1 protein-coding gene is annotated in these 716 nt (G+C 41.8%); it reads right to left on the minus strand.

Annotation, left to right across the window (positions count from 1 at the left end; all coding sequences use genetic code 11):
• Window positions 1-194: 194 nt before the first annotated feature.
• Window positions 195-716: OmpA/MotB family protein (locus tag ADIWIN_RS15190; RefSeq protein ID WP_040757582.1), on the minus strand; the 522-nt coding region annotated here is incomplete at its 5' end.

Consider the following 716-nt stretch of genomic DNA (forward strand, 5'->3'; position numbering starts at 1 on the left):
AGTAATAAATGGTTTAACCGGGTGTCATTGGTCAGTAGCAATAAACCTTCGCTGTCCTTGTCCAGCCTACCGACTAGGGTAAACATCGGATGGGAAATCACTAAGCATGCCCAGCGTATTTCCTTCTCCGCTAAATTGACTCAAAACACCAAAAGGCTTATAAACAATGTAATAACTAAGTGCCATAATTTCTTTTACCGCAACAATTGGAATAGTTCGTTTAATTGAGGGGTAAGAATGATTTCAGTCCTCCTGTTTTTTGCCCTTCCTTCAGCTGTTTCATTTGAGGTCTTTGGATAGTAGAAACTTCTTCCTGCCGCAGTCACCCGCTCGGGAACTACATCATAAGAGTTGGTTAAAATACGCACAATCGCAGTAGCTCTGGCAGTGCTCAAGGCCCAATTGTCTTCAAATTTACCACGTATAGGAACATTGTCTGTATGTCCTTCGACTAATATTTGTATGTCAGGACTGTTATTGATCACGACAGCTAATTTACTGAGGGCCTCTTTGCCATCTTTATTAACAGTGGCACTCCCCGATGGAAACAATAACTTGTCCTGTAAAGAGACGTACAATTTACCATCCTGTTCATATACCTGCAACTCATCTGACCGGTATTGAACCAGCGCTTTGTCAATTGTGGTTTTCAAGCTTTCCATCACCGCTTTTTGCTCATCCAGTAGACTTTGTAATAGATCTAACCTTTCCTGCTG

The sequence above is a fragment of the Winogradskyella psychrotolerans RS-3 genome, assembly GCF_000427335.1.
GTDB classification, from domain to species: domain Bacteria; phylum Bacteroidota; class Bacteroidia; order Flavobacteriales; family Flavobacteriaceae; genus Winogradskyella; species Winogradskyella psychrotolerans.